General features: G+C 54.9%; 28 protein-coding genes. 14 read left to right on the top strand and 14 right to left on the bottom strand.

Annotation, left to right across the window (positions count from 1 at the left end; genetic code table 11):
• Positions 1 to 122: 122 nt before the first annotated feature.
• The 4 genes from HNQ50_RS06920 to HNQ50_RS06905 form a co-directional block, all read right to left on the bottom strand.
• On the bottom strand, positions 123 to 956 hold the full coding sequence (locus tag HNQ50_RS06920) for an SDR family oxidoreductase (RefSeq protein ID WP_184098928.1): 834 nt from the start codon (positions 954 to 956) through the stop codon (positions 123 to 125).
• Positions 957 to 1008: 52 nt separating this feature from the next.
• On the bottom strand, positions 1009 to 2112 hold the full coding sequence (locus HNQ50_RS06915) for an alpha/beta hydrolase (RefSeq protein WP_184098926.1): 1104 nt from the start codon (positions 2110 to 2112) through the stop codon (positions 1009 to 1011).
• A 75-nt stretch (positions 2113 to 2187) separates the two neighbouring features.
• The gene (locus HNQ50_RS06910; protein WP_184098924.1) at positions 2188 to 3279 is read right to left on the bottom strand and encodes an alpha/beta hydrolase; all 1092 of its coding nucleotides are present in this window, start codon (positions 3277 to 3279) and stop codon (positions 2188 to 2190) included.
• Between the two features lie 155 nt (positions 3280 to 3434).
• Positions 3435 to 4379: a site-specific integrase gene (locus HNQ50_RS06905; protein ID WP_184098922.1), complete on the bottom strand. Its 945-nt coding sequence runs from the start codon at positions 4377 to 4379 to the stop codon at positions 3435 to 3437.
• A gap of 76 nt (positions 4380 to 4455) precedes the next feature.
• Between HNQ50_RS06905 and HNQ50_RS06900 the strand changes: the two genes are divergently transcribed.
• The 8 genes from HNQ50_RS06900 (at position 4456) to HNQ50_RS06865 (ending at position 12330) form a co-directional block, all read left to right on the top strand.
• Complete coding sequence (locus HNQ50_RS06900) at positions 4456 to 6399, top strand: ATP-dependent nuclease (protein WP_184098921.1); 1944 nt, start codon at positions 4456 to 4458, stop codon at positions 6397 to 6399.
• 165 nt (positions 6400 to 6564) lie between these two features.
• The gene (locus HNQ50_RS06895; RefSeq protein WP_184098919.1) at positions 6565 to 7584 is read left to right on the top strand and encodes a DNA-binding protein; all 1020 of its coding nucleotides are present in this window, start codon (positions 6565 to 6567) and stop codon (positions 7582 to 7584) included.
• A gap of 3 nt (positions 7585 to 7587) precedes the next feature.
• Positions 7588 to 7824, top strand: coding sequence for a hypothetical protein (locus HNQ50_RS06890; protein ID WP_184098917.1), 237 nt, complete (start codon positions 7588 to 7590; stop codon positions 7822 to 7824).
• Positions 7821 to 8423: a 3'-5' exoribonuclease gene (locus HNQ50_RS06885; RefSeq protein ID WP_184098915.1), complete on the top strand. Its 603-nt coding sequence runs from the start codon at positions 7821 to 7823 to the stop codon at positions 8421 to 8423. Before HNQ50_RS06890 ends, HNQ50_RS06885 begins: the two co-directional genes overlap by 4 nt.
• 101 nt (positions 8424 to 8524) lie before the next feature.
• Positions 8525 to 9685 (top strand): DUF2971 domain-containing protein, encoded by a 1161-nt coding sequence (locus tag HNQ50_RS06880; protein WP_184098913.1) that lies wholly within the window; start codon positions 8525 to 8527, stop codon positions 9683 to 9685.
• A gap of 158 nt (positions 9686 to 9843) precedes the next feature.
• On the top strand, positions 9844 to 10698 hold the full coding sequence (locus HNQ50_RS06875; RefSeq protein ID WP_184098911.1) for a hypothetical protein: 855 nt from the start codon (positions 9844 to 9846) through the stop codon (positions 10696 to 10698).
• Between the two features lie 190 nt (positions 10699 to 10888).
• Positions 10889 to 11650 (top strand): NYN domain-containing protein, encoded by a 762-nt coding sequence (locus HNQ50_RS06870; RefSeq protein ID WP_184098909.1) that lies wholly within the window; start codon positions 10889 to 10891, stop codon positions 11648 to 11650.
• A gap of 104 nt (positions 11651 to 11754) precedes the next feature.
• A complete protein-coding gene (locus HNQ50_RS06865; RefSeq protein ID WP_184098907.1) occupies positions 11755 to 12330 on the top strand; it encodes a hypothetical protein in 576 nt (191 codons plus the stop codon).
• Between the two features lie 206 nt (positions 12331 to 12536).
• Here HNQ50_RS06865 and HNQ50_RS06860 read toward each other — a convergent pair whose 3' ends face one another.
• Complete coding sequence (locus HNQ50_RS06860) at positions 12537 to 13412, bottom strand: hypothetical protein (RefSeq protein WP_184098905.1); 876 nt, start codon at positions 13410 to 13412, stop codon at positions 12537 to 12539.
• Between the two features lie 238 nt (positions 13413 to 13650).
• On the opposite strand from HNQ50_RS06860, the gene HNQ50_RS22535 reads away from it, so the two are divergent.
• Positions 13651 to 13866: a LysR substrate-binding domain-containing protein gene (locus HNQ50_RS22535; RefSeq protein WP_221303029.1), complete on the top strand. Its 216-nt coding sequence runs from the start codon at positions 13651 to 13653 to the stop codon at positions 13864 to 13866.
• Between the two features lie 84 nt (positions 13867 to 13950).
• Here HNQ50_RS22535 and HNQ50_RS06850 read toward each other — a convergent pair whose 3' ends face one another.
• On the bottom strand, positions 13951 to 14268 hold the full coding sequence (locus HNQ50_RS06850; protein ID WP_184098903.1) for a major capsid protein P2: 318 nt from the start codon (positions 14266 to 14268) through the stop codon (positions 13951 to 13953).
• A gap of 247 nt (positions 14269 to 14515) precedes the next feature.
• Between HNQ50_RS06850 and HNQ50_RS06845 the strand changes: the two genes are divergently transcribed.
• The gene (locus HNQ50_RS06845; RefSeq protein ID WP_184098901.1) at positions 14516 to 15271 is read left to right on the top strand and encodes an FRG domain-containing protein; all 756 of its coding nucleotides are present in this window, start codon (positions 14516 to 14518) and stop codon (positions 15269 to 15271) included.
• Here the strand turns inward: HNQ50_RS06845 and HNQ50_RS06840 are convergent.
• Both HNQ50_RS06840 and HNQ50_RS06835 read right to left on the bottom strand, forming a co-directional pair.
• The gene (locus tag HNQ50_RS06840; protein ID WP_184098899.1) at positions 15261 to 15932 is read right to left on the bottom strand and encodes a P-loop NTPase family protein; all 672 of its coding nucleotides are present in this window, start codon (positions 15930 to 15932) and stop codon (positions 15261 to 15263) included. The two genes, HNQ50_RS06845 and HNQ50_RS06840, sit on opposite strands and share 11 nt — an antisense overlap.
• Positions 15916 to 16416 carry a hypothetical protein gene (locus tag HNQ50_RS06835; protein WP_184098897.1) on the bottom strand — a complete coding sequence of 167 codons (501 nt, stop codon included), beginning with the start codon at positions 16414 to 16416 and terminating at the stop codon, positions 15916 to 15918. Before HNQ50_RS06835 ends, HNQ50_RS06840 begins: the two co-directional genes overlap by 17 nt.
• A 78-nt stretch (positions 16417 to 16494) precedes the next feature.
• Between HNQ50_RS06835 and HNQ50_RS06830 the strand changes: the two genes are divergently transcribed.
• Entirely contained in the window at positions 16495 to 16740 is a 246-nt protein-coding gene (locus HNQ50_RS06830) for a hypothetical protein (protein ID WP_184098895.1), read from the top strand.
• Here HNQ50_RS06830 and HNQ50_RS06825 read toward each other — a convergent pair.
• The 5 genes from HNQ50_RS06825 to HNQ50_RS06805 are packed head-to-tail and all read right to left on the bottom strand — an operon-like array spanning position 16737 to position 19551.
• Positions 16737 to 17006 (bottom strand): hypothetical protein, encoded by a 270-nt coding sequence (locus HNQ50_RS06825; RefSeq protein ID WP_184098893.1) that lies wholly within the window; start codon positions 17004 to 17006, stop codon positions 16737 to 16739. The two genes, HNQ50_RS06830 and HNQ50_RS06825, sit on opposite strands and share 4 nt — an antisense overlap.
• A 2-nt stretch (positions 17007 to 17008) precedes the next feature.
• Positions 17009 to 17209 carry a hypothetical protein gene (locus tag HNQ50_RS06820; protein WP_184098891.1) on the bottom strand — a complete coding sequence of 67 codons (201 nt, stop codon included), beginning with the start codon at positions 17207 to 17209 and terminating at the stop codon, positions 17009 to 17011.
• Positions 17172 to 18980, bottom strand: a complete 1809-nt coding sequence (locus HNQ50_RS06815) for a replication endonuclease (protein WP_184098889.1) — start codon at positions 18978 to 18980, stop codon at positions 17172 to 17174. Before HNQ50_RS06815 ends, HNQ50_RS06820 begins: the two co-directional genes overlap by 38 nt.
• Positions 18977 to 19351: a hypothetical protein gene (locus HNQ50_RS06810; protein WP_184098887.1), complete on the bottom strand. Its 375-nt coding sequence runs from the start codon at positions 19349 to 19351 to the stop codon at positions 18977 to 18979. Before HNQ50_RS06810 ends, HNQ50_RS06815 begins: the two co-directional genes overlap by 4 nt.
• Complete coding sequence (locus HNQ50_RS06805) at positions 19351 to 19551, bottom strand: hypothetical protein (protein WP_184098885.1); 201 nt, start codon at positions 19549 to 19551, stop codon at positions 19351 to 19353. Before HNQ50_RS06805 ends, HNQ50_RS06810 begins: the two co-directional genes overlap by 1 nt.
• Before the next feature lie 172 nt (positions 19552 to 19723).
• Here HNQ50_RS06805 and HNQ50_RS06800 point away from each other — a divergent pair, with 172 nt between their 5' ends.
• From HNQ50_RS06800 to HNQ50_RS06790, 3 genes are all read left to right on the top strand, one after another.
• The gene (locus tag HNQ50_RS06800; RefSeq protein ID WP_184098883.1) at positions 19724 to 20053 is read left to right on the top strand and encodes a hypothetical protein; all 330 of its coding nucleotides are present in this window, start codon (positions 19724 to 19726) and stop codon (positions 20051 to 20053) included.
• A gap of 495 nt (positions 20054 to 20548) precedes the next feature.
• Positions 20549 to 21220, top strand: coding sequence for a hypothetical protein (locus HNQ50_RS06795; RefSeq protein ID WP_184098881.1), 672 nt, complete (start codon positions 20549 to 20551; stop codon positions 21218 to 21220).
• Between the two features lie 41 nt (positions 21221 to 21261).
• Entirely contained in the window at positions 21262 to 22062 is an 801-nt protein-coding gene (locus HNQ50_RS06790) for a hypothetical protein (protein WP_184098879.1), read from the top strand.
• Here HNQ50_RS06790 and HNQ50_RS06785 read toward each other — a convergent pair.
• Entirely contained in the window at positions 21950 to 22744 is a 795-nt protein-coding gene (locus tag HNQ50_RS06785; protein WP_184098877.1) for a P-loop NTPase family protein, read from the bottom strand. The two genes, HNQ50_RS06790 and HNQ50_RS06785, sit on opposite strands and share 113 nt — an antisense overlap.
• Positions 22745 to 22773: the final 29 nt, after the last annotated feature.

Below are 22773 nucleotides of genomic sequence, written 5' to 3'. Positions count from 1 at the left end.
GGCGTTCTCAACTGAAATCTGAGGCCGACCCGCGTTGTGCATCCGGGCGCTGCCTGAAGCCAACCCGCCCCCGGCAAGACATTTGCCAGGGATTGGCTGTAGCGCGTTCGGAACAAATGAAGTCAGCGGCTGGCGGCGTGGAGCGCGGCAAGTTGCTCGCGAACCCGCGTGGGCTCTTTGTTGAGCGGCATGTTGTCAACGTCACGCACCGCATCCAGGGTGCCGGGTGGATCCGAGGTCAGCGGCGCGAACAGCGCCTCAAAATCCCGCGTTGCCGGCCCGTACTCGGCGACCAGTTCGACTGTCTTGAAGGTGGCAGAGGACGTAGCCAGACTGTGGACCAGCACTTCGGCAATTTGCTTTCGAGCGACCACGCCATCGCTGGAATCACTTGCCCACCGGGTATCCCCTTGAAGCAATACCAACCGCTGCTGATCCGGCTCGTTGTAGTCAAACCAACCGGGCCGAACGATCGTATAAGCGAGCCCGCTACTGCGAACCAGCCGCTCCGATCGCCGTTTCCAGTCATGACCACCAAGCACACCCATGCGGGGCTCTTCGCGCTTCGTCACGCCAATGGCCGTCATGAGTGAAATTCGTGGCTTGAGATTGCCGAGGCCCATCAGCACGGTGCGTACACCGTCATAATCAACCGCCTCAGCACGCTCACCGCGCACACTTCCCGCGCCCAGGGTAAAGACAATGGCGTCGATACCCTCAACTGCCCGGGACAAAGCGTCACGGTGGGTGAGTTCCCCAACGATCAACTGCGCCCCGGGTGGCAAGACACGTCGAGCCTTTGTTTCATCCCGGACCCATGCCCGAACGGCGTAACCCGCTCGCAAGGCCTCAGCCACCACCAGGCGGCCAATGCTGCCAGTGGCACCCACAACCAGCACGGTCGCGGGAGGAGCAACCACCGTGGCATTTCGGTCCGTTATAACTTGCTTCGTCATCAACATTCCCCTGTTGGCAACAGCAAAGCGAATCCAGGCATGTCGCTAGTGATCACAAAGTTCTCGCATAGAACGGCGTCAGCTTGCCAATGGTGGCGTCCACATATTTCTCCACCCAGTACGTTTCAATGTGCGTAGCACCGTCGATGATGAACAGCTCCTTGTCCCTGGTGCCTGTGGCCTTGGGGAACGCATCCTGCGTCATGTAGAGGCTGTCGGCCTTGCTGCCGGCAATCATCAGCAGGGGTTGCTCGATCAGTTCGATCTGGTCAGTCGCATCCCAGCGCATCAGGTCGAGCAAACTGCTCTGGGTGTACTTGAAGGTCGAACCGGGATGCGCATGCGTTCTCCAGTAGTACTCGTAGCCCTGACGGTAGAGATCGAACGGTAAGGCCGCGATCTGTTCGTCCGTCATGTCCGCATCGCCTGCATAGAGAATTTTTCCGCCGGCTTTTTCCTGGGCGCGTGCGGCAGACGCCTGCTGCAAGCGCTGATGAATGGTGCTCAATTGCGAGTCGGCATAGCCGTTACGACGAACCCGACCGGAGTTGAACATGCTGAGTGTGGCCACTGACTTGAAGCGCTTGTCTGCTTTGGCCGCATTCAAGGCATAACCACCGCCACCGCAAATACCGAGCAGTCCGAGGCGTTCTGGATCGACACCTGGATAACGGGTGAGGAAGTCCGCTGCGCCGTGGATGTCTTCGGTGCGGAACTGGGGCTTGTCCACACTGCGCGGTTCACCGGCACTGCCACCTTGATAAGCTGCATCGAAGGCGATCGTGACGTAGCCCTGTTCGGCCAGACGTTGTGCATGCAGGCCTGCTGTCTGCTCCTTTACCCCACCGTTGGGGTGAGCGACCACGATCGCTGCATATTTCTTCTTCGGATCGTAGTTGGCCGGCGTGTAGACGTTGGCGACAATGTTCAGGCCATTGAGGTCGTAATTGACCGGGTGGATGTTGACCTTGCCCGGCTCATTCCTGGTGATCGCACCTTCATAGACCAGAGTGAACGGGGTCTTCTTGTAGTCGAAGGTGGCTGCTGCTGCGGAAGTGGTAGCCATGGCCGGAACTCCGATAAATGCATATGAGAAAGCAAGCGCGGACTTTCCGAGGAACTCACGCCGTTTTTTGTTGACGATTTCATCGCTCATTTGAGCTTGAACTCCTGTCTTGTTCGTTGCGATTGATAGGGTTGCGGGACTTCGCGGCAGTTCGGGCGAAGCGCTTTAATCAAGATGTTTTTCCGCAAGGAACGTCGACACCAGGTCGGCGATCTGGACGTTGTTCAAGTCAGAAAATGCGAAATGCGTGTTGCCCCGGATGCCAATATCCGGCAGGTGGATCAAGGTGACATTGCCACCGTGCTTGTTCACGGTGTCGCGCCACAACTGCGCCATCTCCAGCCGTGCACGCCAGCTATCCTGTGCCGGCAGATCGACCGGGTGATCGGGAATGTTGTCGCCGTAGATGACCAGAATGGGGATCTTCGTCAGTGCGAGGAAACGGTCCAAGGGCACGGCCGCGCCCTTGACGGTGTCGAATGCACTCGGGATCGGCGGCGGCACTTCACCCTCAGGAAAAACGAAGCTGCTGCCTGGCTCGAAAGCCACGATGGCTTTGACATTTGCGTTCTTGATGGCGATGAGCCAGCCTGGCCCCCCGCCTTGGGAATGCGTGAACAGGATGCCAGGACCGGTCTTCTTGAATATGGCCGCAATGCCATCCGAGATGACGTTTTCATCGTATGGGCCGGTGTTCGGCGTCATCGCGCGGAAAAACTGGTTCAGCGTCTCCGGATCGCAAGAAAACTGCACTTTCGGGAAACAGGTCGGCCAAAGACCAATCCGGAACTGGTTGAACCAGAGTTGCTCGTCGGGCGTTGGTTTGATGGTCGTTTCGACCATGCTACGACCGGCATCACCGCGACGGGGTTGGTCGACCAGATACACACCAAAGCCCCGGCGCAAGAAGATGGTCTGGAAGCCTTCACGGCCATCGCTGGTCGTTTCCCAGGTCTTGGAAAACTGGCCAGCACCATGCAGCATGACGATCGGATATTTCCGGGCGTTGGCAGGAATCTCATAGAAAGCGTAGGCATGATCGCCGTGATAACTCTGGCCAGCCGGATCCATTGGCTTGCGTGGATCAAAGGCGCCTGGTGCCGTAGCCACGGAGCCACCAGCCGCGAAGCTTCCCTGTTCCTTGATAATCAGCGGAGTTTGTTCTGCCGCACTCGCGAAAGTGCAGGCAATCAAAGCGGAACAAAATATGCCAGCTTTAATTGCGGACCCGAATGAGGGAAAGTTGCGTTGGTACATGGGTTGCCCTTGGCCTGAATTCACAAGGGGCAATGTACTGCTCAACCATTAGGGCGATAAAGGTAGATAGTGGAATAGGACTGATACCAAAATCACATAAGTAAGTTGGCACTTCATCCTCGGCGGCAGGATCGCCGGGAGCATGTCGACGAGCGCTAACTTTTCGCCGCCAGACCCGCTTCCATGCGTTCCTTGATTTCGTGAGCGTGGCCATCAAGGTAACGAACAGCAGACTTCATATCCTGCCAGCCCACATATTCCATCAAGGATCTTACGTCCCAACCGTTGGTCGCAGCCCACCCGGCGAATCCGCGACGTAAAGAGTGGCTGCCCAGCGCCACGCCATCTCCGATACCGGCGGCGTAGAACGCGCGCCGTAGTAAAGGCGTGATACTGCTGACGTGCAAGCCTGTTTTGCCAATATGCCCCCATCGATCCACGCTTCTGAATACTGGCCCGGAAGAAAGGCCTGAAAGGGATAACCATGCCTCACACGCTGCCACAGGGCATAGCCGTGACAGTGCAGGTACTGTAAAGGTTCGCCCCTGAGAAGTGCGATCACCCTTGGATCTAGGAAGAAAGCATTCCATTGCCACGCCACTCTCTATCTTCAGGTGCTCCACCCGTAGCCGGGTAATTTCATCGCTACGAAAGGCACGCCAGAATCCAAGCAAGATAAGGGCGCGATCCCGAGTAGCGCGCTCGCGCTCGCCTTGTTTTCTTCCGGTTGTGGGGCCTGCGGCAATGACCAATAGCGCATCATTCAGTCTAGCCAATTGTTCGATTTGGACCGGAACGGCTTGCTTTATCGCACTCGGGTGTAGAGCCTGAATGCCCCGCAAAGTCTTGCGAACTCGATGCGCGCGCGTGGGGTCGGCAAAACCATTCTCTTGATGCCACTGCGCCAGTGCAGCGAGTCTGTGGCGCAATGTGCTGATAGCCAGCACGCCTCCATAATTTGCAAGGTACTGGGCAACCGATTCCGCTGAGGCGGGTAAAAAACCACCCCATTCAACTTCAAAGTGAGCCAACGCAGACTTATAGCTACGTCGGGTATTCTCTCTTGTTGCTGCTTCGAGGTACTGGTCTACGTTACTCATTGGGCACCTGATTGGCATTGGTCCCCGCAATGAAGCCGCGCAAGGCCAATTCATAACAATGATTTGAGGTTACACCATGCGAATCAAAACAATCGCCATTGAAAACCTGCGCTCTATTAAATCAGCCGCCATCACTTTTGACCCTTATATTTGCCTCGTTGGTCCCAACGGCGCTGGCAAGTCAACCGTACTGTGCGCACTGAACCTGTTTTTCAGGGAAACGGAAAATGCCACAACGGACCTGACCTCCTTGACCGAGGAGGACTTTCACCTGTGCGATACATCTGAGCCAATCAGGGTGACGGTCACGTTTCACCAGCTTAACGACGCAGCTCAGGCCGACTTCAGCGACTATTTCCGGCACGGGGAGCTAACCATTAAAGCCGTGGCTACTTTTGATGTGTCGACGGGACGTGCCACCGTTAAGCATTATGGGCAGCGCATGGCAATGGCTGCTTTTTCACCATTTTTCAAGGCACTTGGGGATTCCGCCTCCGCCGCTGAACTCAAGGCGCTTTATGCAGGTATACGAGCACAATTTGGTGATCTGCCTTCCGCCACCACCAAAGACGCGATGGCCGGCGCCTTGCATGACTACGAAGGCGCTCGACCTGAGCTCTGCGAACCTCTTGATAGCGAGGATCAGTTCTACGGGGCCAGCAAAGGCTCGAACTTGTTAGCCAGGTACGTCCAGTGGATTTATGTCCCTGCAGTCAAGGATGCCTCGCAGGAACAACAGGAAAGCAAAAATACTGCGCTTGGAAAGCTGTTGGCCCGAACGGTCCGGACCCAAGTTAATTTCGCTGATTCGGTGGGAGCGCTACTGCATGAAACCCGCGCTCGCTACTCCGAATTGTTAGCGCAGCAGCAGGAGACGCTGGGAGCCATCTCAAGGTCGCTTTCTAGCCGAATCTCTCAATGGGCCCATCCGGAAGCCGAAATCAAATTGTCGTGGCAGCAAGATGTGAGCAAGGCCGTAAAGGTCGACGAACCTTTTGCACGGGTTGTTGCGGGCGAAGCGGGCTTCGAGGGAGATCTTGCCCGCTTTGGCCATGGATTCCAGCGCTCTTATTTGCTGGCTTTGTTGCAAGAGCTTGCCGGCGCTGATCAGGCAGAGGCCCCGACGTTGCTGCTCGGATGCGAGGAGCCTGAGCTATATCAGCATCCTCCCCAAGCTCGGCATCTCGCCAGTGTCCTGTCGTCATTGGCGGAGGGCAATGCGCAGATCATGGTGACAACGCACAGCCCCTATTTTGTTTCCGGCGAGCATTTTGAGAACGTGCGCATGGTGCGAATGGATGCTGCCACTCGCGGCAGTACCATTCACGCCATGACTCCCGGCGATCTGGCTGCCCGCTTTGCTGCCGCATCCGGCGAGCCATTGCCCAAGCGCTCAGCACCTATTGCCAGAGCACATCAGGCACTTCAGACGTCACTTTGCGAAATGTTCTTCACCCAGCGACTTGTTCTTGTTGAAGGGCTCGAAGATATTGCCTACATCCATACCTGGCTGGCGCTGACTGGCCAGATCGAGCAATACCGGCGCAAGGGCATTCACATCGTTGCCACTCAGGGCAAATCATTGATGGCGAGACCATTGATCGTGGCTCAAGACCTGAAAATTCCGGTTTTTGTCATCTTTGACGCGGATGGAGACAGAACCAAACAGCATGAGCGGCCTAAGCATGAGTTCGACAACAGAACCTTGCTCAATCTCTTGGGGGTGAATCCTGTAGACCCTTTTCCCGCGGTTCACATTGATACGCCAACCCATACTGTCTGGGTGAATAACCTGGGTGATGCAGTCAACGGTGAACTTAAAGCGGTACTCGGGGTAGCTGGCTACGATGATCTGTCGAACAAGGTCAACGCATTCTATGGACATGACGGCGACTTGAACAAAAATACACTTCTCATTGGTACGAGGCTGGCTATGGCCTTTGAGGAGGGTATAAGAATTCCAGTGCTTGAGCAGCTTTGTGCCCGAATTCTCGACATGGACAATGTGCCGGTAGCTTGAATTTTTCAGGTGGTCGAGGGTGATTGTGCTCAACCAAGGGCATCACCCTTGATAATCATTCATTATCACGCCTCATTAATTGGTGATTTTGAAATTTATTTTCAGGAAAAATAGTATGTAATTACATATTACGTATTCCAGTATGAAATTCGTGTCTCGGAGACCATGATGGCCAGAAGCGGTGTCTACAAATCGGAAGTCAGAAAAGCGCGGGATGCCTTGATCGCTCAGGGCAAACACCCCTCCATCGACGCCGTACGTGCCGAAATGGGCAATACCGGATCCAAAACCACGATCCACCGCTATCTGCGTGAGCTCGCCGAAGAGGAAGGCGAAGGCCATACCGTTGCCGTCAGCGAGGCCATTCAGGATCTGGTCGACAGGCTTGCCGCACGCCTGCACGAAGAGGCAGAAACGCGCATTTCTGAATTGCAAGCGCAGCACGAGGGAAAATTGCAGGAGAAAGAGACACTGCTTGCCCAGCAACGCGCCGAGATTGAGGGGTTGAGCACGCAACTCCAGCGCACGGAAGTGACACTGAATGCAGAAAAACACGACCTTGCCGTCGCCCGCCTGGCGCTGGCCGGTGCAAATACGACCAACGAGCGGTTCACCCAGCAGGTCAATGACCTGAATGACCGCCTGCGGGACAATGAAGCCCACCGCCAGTCGCTGGAAGACAAGCACCGGCACGCCCGAGAGGCGCTGGAACACTTCCGCGAATCGGCCAAGGCGCAGCGAGAGCAGGAAAATAGCCGCCATGAGCACCAGGTACAGCAACTGCAGGTCGAATTGCGCCAGGTGCGCGATGCATTAACCGGCAAAAACGAAGAGATCATCCAGCTCAATCGCCAGAATGGTCGATTGTCCGCCGACGTAGCCGAGGCCGGGCGGAAGGTGCATAAACTGGAGGCGATGGTACGACAACTCCGGCAGGAAATAGAGCCATTGCGGGCACTACCGCAACAACTGACCGAGATACAACAGCAACGGGACGCCGGCAATGCACAGATCGGCGGTTTGCTAAACTCACTGGAGGGCGCTCGCCAAGGACTGCAGGAACAGCAAGCCAGGCACCACGCCCTTGAGCTCGAACTGGCTACCGCTAACGGCAAACTGGTTGCATTGCAATCAGCCAGTGTGCCGGACCTTGAGCCGGCAACTCGCAATCACGGAGGCACGTAAAGCATGCTTGAATACACCACGCAGACCACACTCAAAGTTGCCGCCTCCGTCTGTGATCGCTGTCAGCGGCGGCTGACGCCGGAAGATATGGACTGGCATGAAGGCCTTAGCCTGTTCCGGATCGCTGGCTACGCTTCCGTGTTTGGTGATGGCAATGCGATCAGCCTCGACCTTTGTCCTGAGTGTGTCAAAGAGGTGCTTGGCCAGTGGATCAGAATATCCAGTCCGGAGGTGCAATGATCCTTTTTCTGGACACGGAATTTACCGATTTCATTGATTGCGAGCTGATCAGCATTGGCCTAGTGAGCGAGGATGGTCTGCACGAACTCTACCTGGAGGTGCAGAACTTCGATCGCTCGATCTGCAATGCCTTTGTGCAATCGGCAGTCTGGGCGCATCTGGGTCAGATTGACGGCGCAGTGGTGCGCAAAACCGAAATACAGGCCAGATTGCGCATCTGGTTTGCCATACTTCCAGACAACGTGACCATCGCGTGCGACTCGCAGCATGATCGCGACCTGCTGGCGGATGCGCTCGACGGAGAATGGCCACCCAATTTCGCCGACTGGCTGGATTTGCGATGCGCCATGGCATCAACCGAGTTCGGCAGGGCAATGGCGGCGCACCACACACCCGAAAAGCCTTGGCATCACGCACTCTATGATGCGCAGGCGCATCGCGTCGGCTGGTTGGCATGGAAGATCACGCAGGAGCCCCGGAGCAAGACCCAGTCAGCAGCTGACACCATTGAGCACCTGTTGGCGGAAATGCCACCGGGTGTGCTGCCAACGGTTGAAGGCTGGGATGACATGCCCGATATCGGGTGCGAAGTGCCGTAGGCCTTTGGGTTTTATGACTCGTCTGGATGCTGTCGCCTTTTGTGCGACCGAGCCGAAGTCGACCCCTTTGAGGTGCAACCAATATCGTGAAGCTGATAAAAATGATCTCGCTGACAAAATCAGAACAACTTGAGCAATTGAAACTGAGCGCTGGCATTTTAAAAAAAAGACGGCACAAACTGGAACAGATGAATGCCGACCCAACGGACAGTAAGTGGCAACAGCTTCTTGCCGAGGAGCACGCTTTTCACGCTGAGGCGGACATGCTCTCTTTGCGAGTCATGTCAAGTCAGGCTGTTCAAGCAATACAGAGCGAATACCCAGAAAAAGGCCGGCTATTTCACTACACGACGGTTGCAGGACTGATGGGCATTCTTGGCTCGCCACCGGAGAAGGGGCTGTCACTGTGGGCAACTGCCATTCGTTACCTTAACGACACCTCTGAATTTCAATTGGGTCTGGAACTGGCCAAAGAGGTAGCGAAAGAATTGTGGGTAGCGGAAATAGATGAAACCCGAAAGAGGGTGTTTCATGCCATTCATGAGAACATTGAAAAACTTGATGATCCCGTATTTGTGATTTCGTTCTCAGAACAAGATGACACGCTCAGTCAATGGCGTGCTTATGGTGGCGAGACCGGATATTCGCTGGGTTGGGACTTCGATGCTTTGAAGAATCAAGCAAATCAAAAACAACAGCAATGGCTGCTTGCCAAATGCATTTATGACCAAGATACCCAGCGCAAGGCAATGACAGGTTTTTTGCTTCATTACCTGGATGAAATTTTGCACCCTGGTGGAGCTCTCCGAGACTTGCTTGAACTGCAGCCGGGTTTAACTGAGGAAATGCAGTTCAACGCCGTAATATTAATTATGAGGGCTACGATAAGGCGCTATGCGGCCATCTTCAAACACAAGGGCTTTCAGGAGGAAAAGGAATGGCGCCTGATATCTCCGTGGCCACTTGTAAGTGATGAAGTCATGCTCGCTAAAACAATTGAAGCGTTTCCAGAAATGCATCACGAGGTACACCAAGCCCAAGGAATAAAATACCGACCCGGGCGCTCAGGCATCGTTCCTTATGTCGAGTTCCAACTGGGTGCTCAGCATGAGGCTGGCTCCTTGCTGAAGAGCATCACTGTTGGACCGAATCAGCACCCATTACTTGCAAGGGATGCTGTTTATTCGCTTTGCATTTCAAGAAATGTACCCATCGGTCACGATCTTGTTAGCACCTCCGGGACGCCTTATCGAAGCTGGTAAAGTGCGATCTTTATCAATAAAAAGTAAGTACAGGAACAAATTTTATGCCGCCGTCGTGGACTTTTCCCTTGTCTCCATAGCAATACATCCGGTTAAAAACAGGGCTTGCTGGTAAAAGTAATAAAAATTAAATAAACCAAAAATACAGGAACTCAGCCATGAAACCCGGAGCAACCCTCCTTATTGCATCTCTCATTGCGACAGCAATCACACCATGTGTCGAGGCGACAAAACCCAGTTCAAGTGTAGGCAAGTCAGTAAACAAGGAAGGCTGGCCGCCGACCCCATTTGATGCAACGGCCGAGAGATTGCCGCCAGGTTATTCAGGCAATAACCCCACCGCCTTTTACAGGTTTTTTGAGAAGAAAACTGAATCCATGCGAAAGGGCGAATTCGAAACTTCGGATGAGTATGAGGCGCGAACGTTGGACTTGCCCCGTGCGATAGCACCTTTGAATCCTGGTGCACTCTACGCATTTCAAATTAAGAAGTTCGAGCGCCTTTCCAGATTCGAATATGATCCTGATCAAGAGGTCTTCCACACCCCGCGCTATGGCTATGGATGCGGCACCACGAAAGGCCCTTATAACCAGTGGACGATATGTGAGGTCGACGAAATCGTTGGCAAGTATGACGCCTACACGGGCCGCAACGCGTTTGGTTCAAGCCGTGACGTCAGTCGAACCCGTGCCACAGAGTTTGCCTTGGCCATTGACATTACCAGTCCTTGGTATGGTCAGCTAATGACGTCAAACGGGGCTGGATTCCAAGACAGTTTTAGCATCCCTTTAGCACGAGCTAAGGCCCTGCCAAAGGAGCCGATTTCGGTGCTTTTTGTGGGAAAAATTATCGGAGCAAGCTTCATTGAGGGATCGCCAACCATCATTAGCCCGACTATAGACCAGCCCTATGATGTTGTGGTTCTGCGGCAGGCAATTCCGTTCGAAGTAAAAGAGGTTGTGTACTACGTGAAAAAGACGGGTGAGATTTTGGCCAAAAGGGAATTCCACTAGTATTCCAGGAGCGTTCGGAGGGGTTTGTGACTTCAATTTTGGCGGGCATGCGGGTCTTATTTTTCTGCCCGCAATCGTGTTATGAGTCGGCCCCATTCCCGAGGTGGATTGATTGCCACCGGTTTCTCTGTATCGGCAAGCCAAGTCGATTAACCACGCACAAGCAAAACCGTACATAACAAGGAATGCCATGACCTACCCGGCAACCGCCCCCACTCTCAAGCTTGCCGTCCTCATTGATGCCGACAACGCGCAAGCGTCCATTGTTCAGGAGTTGCTTGCCGAAATAGCGAAATATGGCACAACCAATGTCAAGCGCGCTTACGGTGACTGGACCACCACCAACCTCAAGGGATGGAAAGAGGTCTTGCATACGCAAGCCATTCAGCCGATCCAGCAATTTGCATACACGTCCGGCAAGAATGCAACGGACTCCGCCCTGATCATCGATGCGATGGATTTGCTGCACATGGGCGATATGGGCGGCTTTTGCATTGTCTCGTCAGACAGCGACTATACGCGCCTCGCCACCCGGCTCAGGGAGTCTGGGCTGACGGTATTTGGCTTTGGAGAGCAGAAGACTCCCGCGCCTTTTGTTGCTGCCTGCGACAAGTTTGTTTTTACAGAGATACTGCGACCACTCGTGGTCGCGTCGGACCCAAAGGCACAGAAGATCCAGGAATCAAAGGCGATCGAGTCGAGGCTGTCCACCAATCTGCCGCCGCTGGAAGAACTTCTGCGTGGCGCAGTTGACGCCAAGGCGGGCGAGGACGGCTGGGCGCCTCTGGCTTCGGTGGGGTCATTCATCCTGACGAATCATTCGTCGTTTGACGCACGCTATTATGGATGCAAAAAGCTTGGTGAACTCGTCCGCCGGCAACCATACCTGGAAGTCAAAGAGGCTCCTGTAGGCGCAGGGCAGGTTTTACACATATTTATCCGGGCCCTTTGAGGGCTGACAGTCACCTACAAATCAGCGTCATGTGAAAACTTTTACCTTTCCGAGGGGGTGGGCAAAAATAGCCGCCTCCAGCACCGATCAAAGGTAACGCCGACATGAAATATCGCGAGCGATTTCAGTCTTGTCTTTTCAATCCAACGGAAGAGCAGATTTTCGAGCGCGACCCGCTCAGCGCATTCTCGTTCTACCTTTCAGGCCGGGTGAACGTACTTTGCACAATAGCGGACGAAATTATAGAGAATCTGGACCAAGGCTTCTCCGCCGTGTGCATCAACGGCGGACGCATTGACAGGGCAGAGTCTCTCATGTGGCTTTGGCTTCTCGGAGCGTATGAAGTCGTCAGAACTATGCATCAGGCAAAGCAATGTTTTAGCGAGCGGCTGGGTGGGGACCTGCAAAGGCTGAAGAACCAATTGGCAATCGTCAGAATGCCTGCTGCCAAAATGGAAAAACCAGGTGTGAAGAGGCCAGTGGGCTCAGATCGCAGCCCGGCAGGCTGGGACGTCCCTGGCCGCGATTTGCTAGTCAACGACCCGGAAGAAAGGGCAAATGTCTCCGCCCGTCGAATTTTGACCGAGTTCGACAACCTGTTCTGTTCCATAACTAGCGCCGATGTGCTAGGCCGCCATGAAACACAATACCCATCAGGGCAATGTGAGCCCTCACGCTGATTTCGAGCAACTGCCGGCAGTGCTCAACGACTTGACTTTGAAGTGGCTATTTTTCACGCAAATCCCTGCCGACCCTCACTCTCGTCCAAGGGGGCGGTGCTGGCCGGGATGCAATCCACACCTTGCTTACAATTCAAAGCTCAGTGAGTATGATCCGAGAACAAGTGGACTTTTCGGGCGTAATTTATGAGAGCAGTTGCGGCCAGTTATTCGACCGAAGCTGGTGGCGAATCCAGCCGGATAAGAAAGCGCTCAAACTCTGCTTTCTCTTTGTCTTCCTTCAGCAGCGCTTCCAGAAACCCCAGATTCTCCCGCGTGGCCAGCGTCTGCATACCCGCAATAATCCGCCCGGCTGTGGTCAGCTTGAGCTCCACGTCGGAAAAGTATTTGTTCCAGCGGGTGAGTTGCGTGGACGACAGTTCCAGGATTTTCACCCGCTTGAACTCTTCGAGCTTCAGCGTGAGATCGTCGATCAGTAGTTTCTTGATGTTATCTTCCGACCCGAGCACTTCGGCACCCACCACGGTACCGATCACCGCGCTGATGAAATACGGCCGCTGTTTGATCTCATCGCCCAGCCGGATTTCATCCAGCTTGATCTCTTCTTCCGTCGCCGGGCGGGACATCATCACATCACGAATGCCGGTGCGTTGCAGATCGCGGAGCTGCCGGATGATCAATACGGGTACGCCCTTGTTCGGAGTCGTCAGGGCGGCCTGCATCTGATAGACCCAATCGCCGCCGCGGTCACCAGCCCGGAGGGTCTTGATTCTCGAGTGGTAACCGGACACCCGGTGCTGATGCTTTTCCAGCCGCTCCCGATTATCCTTGTCCTTGACCTTCTGCTCGAAATCTCGGGACATCCGGGTGAAATCCACCCCAAAGTAGTTCTTGCCACATACGCTGCCAATGTTTGTGACCATGCCATCTTCGGTCTGAACGACATACCCCTGTTGATGGGGCGTCCGGCAGTTGGACAGACCGCAATTCACGTTCTCCGGCATCGTGTACCCGGCAATGATTTCCTTGAGTTTGTGTGCCCCGGGGTCAAGCCGTGGGTTAAACGCGGGCAGTGCCAGCACGTCCTCCCAGTTATTGATCTGAACAACTTCACGATCCGGATTCAGTGTGATCACGTAGCCCGCCTTGTTTGGTGTAAGGGAGGCAATATTTTACGTCAGTTGACCGCTCAGGGACGAGCGGTGACCGCCCATTCCTGCCTCGGACGCAACATGACCTGAGTGTGATCGGGCTGGTTGCATACCCGGACATTCATGTGGAAATGGTTGCAGACATGCGCTTCGTGGAAATCCGGCGTTAATGGTGGATGTTGTACTTGCGGAGGTGGGCATTGTCTGGGTGCCGGAGTATTACGTCGCCCATCATCTGAAAGAGGGCCAGCTGATCCACTTGCTGCCGGAGGGGAGTCCTTCTGCGTTAGGGACTTGCCTGTGTTATCCAGCGAACCGACATCCTCCGGCCGCACTTCGGTTTTTACGCAAGCGGTACGCAAGTGGGCTGGCAGGGCATCTATAGCCTGAACTTCAGAGGGGGGAAGTCCTTGGTCGAGCCTAAAAACATCACGCAGAACCCGACCCCTTCGGGTTACTTCGCGATCATTCAAGGTTGCCTTGCTCCTCGTATCGGTTGAGTCCACGCATCCACTGAAGAGTGGGGCTGGAATTTTATTCTTTTAAATACAATATGATGCAATGGATTTGGGTAAAATTCCGCTTCATCCCGGCATGACCCCCTGCACTGGTGGATGACGCGACCATTCACCCGCAGGCGAATATCGGTCAGGTGAGACTTGTTGAACGTGGTGCCGCCGAAATTGAAAATCCAGCGTTCGTAAGTCGGGCCGAGCGGCAAATTGACGGTAGCCGTCACGCCCGGCGCCACGTTCATAAAGCTCAGTTGTTTCTTGAGCATGCCCATTGCGATTGATCCTCTGTTGTTGTCGGAAAAGACGGGACGGCTTAGCCGCCAATCACGATCTTTTTCAGCGGGTCAACGCGCATGACAACAGCAACGGCAACAATCGCCACCAGTGCGGTCTTGAGATACGAATTCATTGTTTTGCCCTCCCTTGGGCTTGGTTGATGTGTGAGACACAGCTTGCAAGCCCGAAGAATCGGCAAAAAAGAAACGCCCGGCAAAGGGGCGTCATCCAGGAGTTGGTGGGGTGCCGGTCACCCGTCTAATATGCCCCTTTCCGTTCGTCGAAAAGAAGAAAATGGCAAAAGAAATGGAATCCCATGAAGTTGGGAGTTTTTCAAAATTTATTGAAGTAATTCAATGGCCTATTGTTTTGGGCGAGTTGGCTTTTTTTCGAGGACAGGCTGTAAGAGGAAATCTCGTGCCCAACATAGCCCGAGACAATCCAAAGAAAGACACCATTGAAAGAGAAAAAAAACTACTTGAACAGTTTCGCCTTCAAGGAGCGCACTTGCTCACAAACCCGAATTTAAGCGATTTGGATTTAATGGTGGTGGCTCAGCATCATGGAATGAAAACACGGCTGCTGGACTGGACCTCCAGTCCTCTTGTCGCTTTGTGGTTCGCATGCGCAGATGCGAAAGAAGGCGATGTCTACGTCTATATGTTTAGTGACCCTCCAACGGAGACCCGCGCACACGCCCCCGACTTCGATCCATTTGGCGCCGGGAAGACGATTTTTGTTCAGCCCAAAAACAACAATGCACGGGTAAACGCCCAACAAGGTTGGTTTACCTTGCACCGTTTTTCCAGTCGAACAAAAACCTACGTCCCTCTAGACAAAAATACAGAACTTAAAGGCAGACTTACGGAGCTCGTTATCCCGGAAAAACAAAGGGGGTACATGATTGAATCGCTACGATTAATGGGAATAAACACCAAGACCCTATTCCCTGATCTGAACGGTCTGTGCTCACATTTAAACGACACTGTCAGGGATTAATTACGATCTGACCGTGTGTCGTAGTGCCCTTTTCTCGTTCGTAAAATTCGAGATCGTGTAACTGCAAAAGTGCGTCTTGCGGGATAAAGAGGCAATCAGCCATGATTTTGGCATCAGCCTTCCAGGCTAGTCGCCCGCACCGGATTACGGAAGCGTTGCCTAACGTCTCCTTGTCCATGAGCGCGGGCCGCTGTGACAGGGCGTAAACAGTCAGGCCATATGTGCGCCCCCGGTTGATGATGTCCTGCCAGCCGGGGGCGTTGATCTTTCCGCCCACCGCCACACCTGAAATTTCCTCAGCCACCACCGTGCAGCGCCCTGCCGCAAAAGCCAGCGCGGCGAACATATCGAACAGCTTGCGCCGTTCGTTGGGCGTGCCATACGGGATCAGGGCCAGTTTCCACTTTTCCGACTTGCGCACGGCGGCCACCAGTTCAGAAATCGACCGAACCGGCGCCGCGTAGCCCTCTTGCGAAAACTCGCCCTTGGTATCCCAAATCAACAGCCGGTCAGGTTTGTCCTGGCGTAGCTGTTGCATGACATAGGTGGTTTTGCCCGAGCCGGACGCCCCGAGAATGGCCCGAATGTCGGCCTTGTTCGCCCGGCTGACTTGCGGGGAGGCAGACGCCCCGCCCGCCCGTGGTTTACGCCCCTTCGCCATTGGCTACCGCCTTCGCTGCTTCCTCGTTGGCGGCCTCGCGCTCTTGCGCTGCCTTGCGTTCGGCGGTGTCGTGGCGAATGGCCTTTACGGTTTCCAGCGCCACGGGAACAGCCACCACAGCCAGCGTAATTTCTGGCCCAAACTTTTCAAGGAAGCCGTTGGACGTGAAACCGTATTTGCCCATGACAGGCGCGGCAGCGCGGCTAAGATTGGCAATGACGTCGTCGGTGTAAACCTTGCTCAGGGACGGATAAAGCGGCGCCAGCACGGCGCGGGCCATGGTCAGCACAATGCCGAATTCGGCGGCAGGGTCTGCCGGCAGGGGTTCGGGTTCGCCCGTGGCCACGGCGTATTGCGCAGCAATGCCGGCATCGTGCAGGCTGGCTTGATGTTCCAGTACGAGAAACGGATCAAGCCCACCGTCTACAGACGGGTTGCTAATTTCCTCGCCATTCGCATAATTGGTCTGATTAACGTTGCTCATCTTTCTTCCTATATGTTCAGAATATTTGCCCGCGTGCCAGCGGGCAGCATTGGTTATGCCATCAGGGCAGGAGCGCATATGGCGGACCTTTTCCGCTCAGAAGTGCCCTTGCCCGCCATCCTCATGGCCATCGTTCGGGAAGATCAGGCATCAGACGCTGAACTGATGTTCAAGCGTGTGTTTTTCGATGTTCCCGGCCTCGTAATTCTTGCTTCAGCCCCACTTACGCGTGATCAGTTGGGCGGCTTTGACTGGATTTATTACGACACTGCCGACAAAAAAGGCATCGCCAGTGTGATTTACACCGAAGGCGCCGCCGATTAGAGAATCAGCCCGCCTCGCCGCGCTGGCTCTGCTGCCGGTGCCGGTGCAGCGGCTGGCGCCGGGGAGGGGCTGGCGGGTTTGACCGGTGCGCCGCCGATGATGCGGGCGCGCATTTTGGCATCGGAAATCTTGCTGAATGACTGCACTTTCACGTCACACCAGTTGCAAGTCATGATGGCCAGCCCGTTGGCTTGTTCCTTGACCGGCGTCGGTTTGCCGCAGCACAGGCACGGCGCTTCACCCAGCATTGCGCGAGCGGTGGCCATGGTCAGCCCTCAGTGTGTTGCAGGATGCCGGCGCGACGCTCCAGCACGGCAAGGCGGGTGTTGACGTTGGCCACTTGCGCGGCCAGATCGGCGCCTACGGCGTACACGGCGCGCAATGCGGCGGCGGCCCGGTCCTTGGCGTTGATCATGTTGGCCGACTCAACGTCAGCAATCGCCTGTTGCAAGGCTTCCAGTGTTTTCATGTTTTCCCCTTATTTTTTCGTAATGCGCCTGCACGATGTGCAAAGACGCCTCCCAAGCGGCGTTAGCCGCCGCAACTTCCCCCTGCAACCGTTCCAGTTCTGGTGAGCGGTTACAGTTATTCACACGGGTCCGAGTGCTCGCGGCTTCGCCGCTGCGCTCAAAACCCAAACCCGAAAACCCGGCCTCAATGCGGGCCAGCGTCTTGGAAACCAGATCGGCCCGGCCCCATTTCACAGACCATTCATGCACGCGGGTCTGTACGCGCTCGATGATCTGGCCGGCAGCGTCACGCACGACAACCGCGGCTATGACGCGCTTGGCTTCGCCGTACTTGTTCAGGGGCGTGATGTGCTCGCCCGTGGATTTATCCACGTCGTTGGCGTTTTCAAACCCGACCTTGAACACGCCGGCTTTACGCAGTGCGGCATGGGCCTTGTAGAAAGCGGACCAGTCGCCAATGTCGGCGGCCCGGTGCATGTCGTTGATCAGCAGGGAGTCGGCGGAATCCTCAACCGGCACGCGGCGCAACTGGCGCCAGATGGTGACCGGGGGTTGGCCAATGGTCTGGAATTGACGCAGACGCCAGCAGGTTGCCCAGGCGGAAACCCGCGCCGCGCCCTCTTCTGCGCTCAGGCCGGATTCCAGATCATCACCGACGCGAAAGCCGTCGATGTTCTTGGCGATGTACTTTGCGATGTAGCCAACGGCAGAACCCTTTTTCGGGTCGATGTGTTCGACCTTGAAGCGGTATTTGTCCGCGCCCTTTTCGTCGCCATCCACGGTCAGCGCCTGAGCGTGGACCACATCCACCACTTCCGTGATGCGGTCAGCCGGCGCCCACAGCAGCACGTGCCAGTGCGGCGTGCCGTCGTGGTGCGGCTCGACCACGCGCACACCAAACGGCGCAACGTTGCCTTTCTTCCATTGCGCACGGGTACGCGCCCATACGCCGCACAGGTGCGCCTGGGCGTCACGTGGCGATGCGCCGCTGTATTTCGGGTTGGCCCTGCCGTTGCTTTTGACCGAATGGAAAGAGGACGGCGCGGTAATGGTCAGGAATACCCCGGACCACGCCAAATCCTTGGCGATTTCTTCCATGCCACGCACGCGCACCATGAGTTCAGTGCGACGGTTTGACCGGTTGGCCATGCCCTTGGCGGCCAGTTCCGCCAGCGTGGCGGTGTAGCCGGTTTCGTTTGTTGCTTCCGCCAGTGCCAGCGCCTTGGCGGAGCGTTCGCGGCGCTTCCGGATCAGGGTGTTGGTTTCGTCGGTGATGTACGCATCAGCCATCCGCGACACGTCGCGCAGGCGTATATGGGCGTGTTCAACGGTGGCCGTCACTTTGCGTTTAAGGCGCCCACGCCACCATGCTTCATCACATACGCGCAGGGCCAGCGCCCGCGCTTCTTCCATGTTGGCCGGGTAAAGGTCGATGCCAAAGCGCCCTGCCTCAGCCAGAACGTCAAGCACCGGGGCGCCGTGTTTGTACATGACGGCCAGTCGCTGTGATTGACGCTTTGCCAGTTGGCCAAGGTCGAAATCATCGCTTGCGATGGGCAGGCCACGCGCCTTCATTTGCTCTGCAAACTCGCGGACAAAGGTGTTTGCTTCGCTCAGTGCGGTGCCGTCGCGGCTCTCGCCGCGTAGTTGTTTCCAGTGACGGCGGAGACTGGATTTAAGCGATTGCGGGAGCCCGGACAGTAGGCGGTCAAGGTCCGCGTTTTCGCGCCAGTCCTGACGCGCCCGCACCTGTTCGTGATAGGGAGTCATGCGGCGCGTTTCAGTTGGGTGTTGCGCTTGCCGACCATGCGGGCGGCCTTGTCTTGTTCAAGGCGCACGCCGATTTTGTGCAGGAGCGTGCCGCAGGCCCGGCCCACTGCAAACAGTTCCGCCTGGGTAACGCCGTCAATGCCGCGCAGGTCCACACCACGGGCCATCCGTTCCAGTTGGCCGCCGTATTCGGTCAGTTGGTGGGCGTAGCGAACAAGAAAATCCCGGTCCTCAGCCTTGAGGGCGCCCGGCACTTCCATTTGCACGAAGGCGCGGCGTGGGCCGGTGTCTTGAGGTTGGTTGATGTGGTTCACCAGAGCCAGAGCGGCAAGGCGCGAGGTTTCGACCAGGGGCATATCGTCGGGGCGCATTATTCGTTCCCCTTCAAATACACATCGGCCAAATCAAGCAATTCGTCCCCAATCCGCATTGCCTCGCTGGAATTGAGTTTTTGAAGCTTTGCGACTATGGATTGCAATTCAATTGCAACCAAAAGACGAACGCGGGTTTCATCAATTCGGCATTCCAGAGTGTTGCGCTTCATTGCTATTGATGCGGCATCTTGCGCCATGATTACGCCCCGTAAGTAAGAGGTATAAACACCCGTCAGGTAGGGGTGTTACGGGGCGTAATGTAGTCTCAGACCATTGGGCTGCATAAGAGCTTTGGGCTGTTGCAAGCAGCCTTTTTTTAGACGATAAATGTCGTATTACTACATAACATCGCGAACGGAGTAGGCGGTTATGATGACAACAGAGTTCCTTCTTTCCGCAGTTAAATCAAAGCTTTGCATAGATAGCGACTACCGTCTTGCCAAGGCTTTGGAGATCAATAAGAACACTGTTTCTGCGTACCGTCACCGCAACATCAATTTGGGTGAACATGCATCCACCATGGTTGCAAGATTACTGAATGTCCCATTACATCCTATTTACGTTGCAATGATGGTCGAGCGAGCACAAAACGATGCAAGTCGCTTTGCATGGATGCAGATTTATGAAATGGTCGGCGGGCCGGAAGTGGAGGAATTTATTAGGAAAACTTGCTTTCGATGGGAGCGGGCAGTCGCTTAAAAAAGACCAATCCCCTGCCCTTACAACTGGCAATAAAAAAGGGCCAAAAAAGGCCCTTTAGAATTCGCAATATACATTATACGAACTAAAAGAACTAAGATGGTGCGATGATAAGGCGAAAATGTCTCCAGTCTCGATGTCGACTACTGGCTGCACTTTGTCGTGCGCATGCCCATGTGCGATTGATCCTTTGTTGTTCTTTGTTGTTGTCGGAAAAAATGGGCCGGCTTAAGCGCCGATCACGACCTTTTTGAGCGGATCAACACGCATCACAACGGCGACGGCAACAATGGCCACCAGTGCGGTTTTCAAATAGGAATTCATCAGAGTTGCCCTCCCTTGGGCTTGGTTGATGTGTGAGACACAACTTGCAAGCCCGAAGAATCGGCAAAAAAGTAACGCACCGCAAAGGGGCGTCATCTAGGAGTTGGTGGGGTAACGGTCACCCGTCTAATATGCCCCTTCCCGCTCGTCTGATTATGAAAGGATCGTGGCATGGCGCAGGAGATTATCGGGCTGCTTTTTCAGGTATTCGGCGGTGTGGCTGCTTTTGGTTTAATCGTTTGGGGCATAGTCAAATTCGTTGTTGCGCGGGAATATGACTTAAAAATCAAAGAGCGTTTCTCCACCTTTGAAAGCAAGCTGAGAGCAGCGCAAGAACGGGAGCTTGCCGAGCTGAGAAATCAGCATGCGGTTGCCCTTGCCGAATTGACGGGAAATATCTCCGTCCGGTCGCAGAGAGCGGTTGCTGCCTACCTAAAGGTTCGGGAAAAGAGGGTGGACGCAGCAGCGCAAGCTTATTGCATATTGCTTGTCGCACGTGACGGGCTATATGCCCTGCTAAGGCATGGCACGGCGGGGGACGTTGCACCGAGCAAAGAAAAGGTTGAGAAGGCAGTTGCCACACTTAGATCAGAATGGCAAAAAATCGCCATCTACTTTGATTCTGATGTAGAGGTGCATTTTTCGGATATGCATCAACAAATCGTCAGTATGGTGAACTCATATTTAGGCTATGTCCGCAATGAAGTGGGAGTTACAAGAGCGGAGCAATTCAGGGCTTGGATTCAGCTTAACGGCCAAGAACGAGAGACCCTTGAAAACAAGGTTGAAGAATTTGCCCGGATATTGCGGAAAATATTAGACGATACAGCCGACTCCCTTTGATACGTTTTCACTAGCTCAATATAAATGAACCGAGGAAGATTATGAGTGCCGACGTAATGAATGTATTTGCCGGGGCAATGACTGCTGCTGCGGGCGGCGGCGTGGCTCTCTTGGTTTCTACGGTATCTAAAGAACAAAAAATCTCGGAATTTCGTCAGGCGTGGGTGGATGGCTTGCGGGCGGAACTGGCAGAGCTAACAGCCGTGTTTACGATGACTAGCACTCTGTTTGAACAAGAGCAAAGAATCACTCGAGAGTTTGCTGACCTAAGCGAGGCAGAACAAAATACGAACCGTGCCCTGCACGAAGCACACGTAGCCCGATTCTCAGACAATAAAATGGCTGCGCTCAATAAAATCGCACTTAGTGTTATGAAACTGAGTCTGAGATTAAACGACAGACCTGAGCATGTCGCCCTGAATCAGTTGCTTGATCGTGTTTATCAGCAGACTGAACTTTGGTCTGACAAAGAAGCTCTTGCTATTTGGCATGCCGAGATAATGACAGTTGGTCGTGCAATTATTGATTTTGAGTGGAAGCGCATTAAAGTCGGCGAGCCCGCCCACGTTCGGACGCAAAAAATTGCTTATGCCGTGCTAGTTTTCTCTGCTGTTTTGTTTTTTGGCGCAATCATTTGGGGAATTGTTGCCGCCATTGCGGGAGAGAAAAGTGACAAGGAAGGTAGTCCATCAAATACGCCTTCCTCCGCCCCGGTGCAGACTGTGACCATTATTCAGGGTGCACAACCCCTCGTAGCGTCAACCCCTTCTGTCTCTGTACAAATTCAAGATCCTGCAAAGACAGCAGTTCATCCGACCCCACAAAAAGACAATCGGCCATAATCTTGGCGTCTGCTTTCCAAGCCGGGCGGCCGCAGCGGATCAGGGATGCGTTGCCCAGCGTTTCCTTGTCCATGAGCGCCGGTCTTTGAGACAGCGCATAAACAGTAAGCCCGTAGGTACGCCCCCGGTTGATGATGTCCTGCCAGCCGGGGGCGTTGATTTTTCCGCCCACCGCTACGCCAGATATCTCCTCCGCCACCACGGTGCAGCGCCCTGCCGCAAAGGCCAGCGCGGCGAACATATCGAACAGTTTGCGGCGCTCGTTCGGGGAGCCGTACGGAATCAGGGCCAGTTTCCACTTTTCCGATTTGCGCACGGCGGCCACCAGTTCAGAGATGGACCGAACCGGCGCGGCGTAGCCCTCCTGCGAAAACTCCCCCTTGGTATCCCAGATCAACAGCCGATCAGGTTTGTCCTCGCGTAGCTGTTGCATGACATACGTGGTTTTACCGGAGCCGGACGCCCCGAGAATGGCCCGAATGTCGGCTTTGTTCGCCCTGCTGACTTGTGGGGACGCAGGCGCCCCACTCGCCCGTGGTTTACGTCCCTTCGCCATTCGCTCCGCCTCTGCTGCGGCTTCGTTGTTGGCTTCGCGTTCCACGGTGTCGTGGCGGGTGGCCTTCACGGTTTCCAGCGCAACGGGCACAGCCACTATCGCCAGCGGCGATAGTGCAAACATCATTGTTGAGATTCGGCGCAGTTGCAGGTTGT

Source organism: Silvimonas terrae (assembly GCF_014202765.1).
In the GTDB taxonomy this organism is placed as follows: domain Bacteria; phylum Pseudomonadota; class Gammaproteobacteria; order Burkholderiales; family Chitinibacteraceae; genus Silvimonas; species Silvimonas terrae.
This window is presented reverse-complemented; position numbering and strand designations above follow the sequence as displayed.